We start from the raw sequence: 1503 nt of genomic DNA, 5'->3' as shown, positions 1-1503 counted from the left end.
CATTTCATGGGCACGCTTTACTTCGACTAACGGTACCCTTGCGCCGATGACTGGTTCTATTTGCCGCGAAGCAAGCATGCTGATGAGCTCTCCAAGAGTTTCACGGTACCAACCATTATCTTTCTTTACTTCGCCGGGGGTAGCGCAGAGGGATACCCTTTTTCCGTCTGGCCAGCAATTGAGCGCAACCATTTGAAGTACGCCGAATGCCATTGTTGTCAGGCCGCCGAAGCTGTCTCCGGCAAAACCATAACTCACTAGTCGGCCACCTTTTCTTACCGCTTTATACGAGCGCCGCAGGTTCGGCCCGCCAATTGGATCGAATGCGGCATCGACGCCATCCGGAACTTCATTCCGAATGTATTCCAGGAAATCCCGGCTCTTGTAGTCTATTGGGATGCCGCCGTAGTCGCGGACAGTCGGATGCTTAGTGGCAGAGGCAGTGCCGTACATTTTCAAGTCCAGCAATGTGCCCAATTGAAGAAGTGCAGTACCAACACCGCCGGCAGCGGCATGAATAAGCACTGTTTCGCCGCTTCTTACCTGAGCCTTCTTATGCAGAATACAGTGCGCTGTCAGATAGTTCAGAAGCAGGCTTACAACTTCCACCGGGTCCAATTCTTCAGGAACAGGCAATAAAAGCTCTGGAGGCACACATACATACTCTGAGTAACAACCGAATTCTGGATTGAGCGCAGCCACATACTGACCTTTTTCAAGGCCGGCAGCGTCCGAACCAAAGGCGTCAATGACTCCGACGAAATCATAACCGGGGGTGAACGGTACTTTCGGTGCCAGAGGATAACCTCCGTGCTGCGCCATGATGTCGGCGTAGCCAACACCTGCGGCAAGAACCTTGACTCTGACTTGTCCTGGCCTTGGCTCGGGAATCGCTTCTTCGACGGTTTTGAGAACGTCCACGCTGCCGTGATCGGCGACGACGATCCGCTTGTAATCACTCATAGAAGTAGCCGAGCTCAGAAGGTTTGAAGGGTGCCCAACGCCGCTCAGCACGCGCCGAATTGAAATGGGCCATCAGCAGACTATCGCCGAATAGTGGCTGCCGCAATCCTCGGCGGCTGATCCATACACGCAGCCGGTCTCGCTCAATTTGCGTAATATTTTCCACTTCGAGTCGAAAAGCGACGCTAGCTTACTACCCGAGAGCGAGCATCCGGAGTTCGCCGCGGAATGGTCGCTTTGCGGCCAGGAGCAGTCGTACAGAATTAGTGCTTCTTCTTCTTTTTCTTCCGGGGCCTCGGCGAAGGTAGCTCCGCCGCGGTCACCCTCAGCAACTTCGTCAACCAATCGCGGTCCTCAATTTGATCGTCAATCAGAAATGAGTTCTTTGCCCCTGGGTAGGCTGGTGCTTCAACGACATTACCAATGAACTCCCTGCCCGCTCTGGTGGGTTTGACGAATAACTGGTCGTCGCAGATAAGCGCTACGACTTTGCCGTCCAGGTAAAGTGTGCAACCACCAAACATCATCCGGTGCGTCAGA

Annotated in this window: 2 protein-coding genes; both read right to left on the bottom strand. The window is 53.8% G+C overall.

Features of this window, described 5'->3' with window-relative positions; translation table 11 throughout:
- A partial coding sequence (locus VJ956_RS07710) for an alcohol dehydrogenase catalytic domain-containing protein (protein WP_324083507.1) occupies window positions 1-963 on the bottom strand: 963 nt, incomplete at its 3' end.
- A 263-nt stretch (window positions 964-1226) separates the two neighbouring features.
- Window positions 1227-1503: TfoX/Sxy family protein (locus VJ956_RS07705; protein WP_324083506.1), on the bottom strand; the 277-nt coding region annotated here is incomplete at its 5' end.

Source organism: Marinobacter sp. (assembly GCF_035268745.1).
GTDB lineage: Bacteria > Pseudomonadota > Gammaproteobacteria > Pseudomonadales > Oleiphilaceae > Marinobacter.
This window is presented reverse-complemented; position numbering and strand designations above follow the sequence as displayed.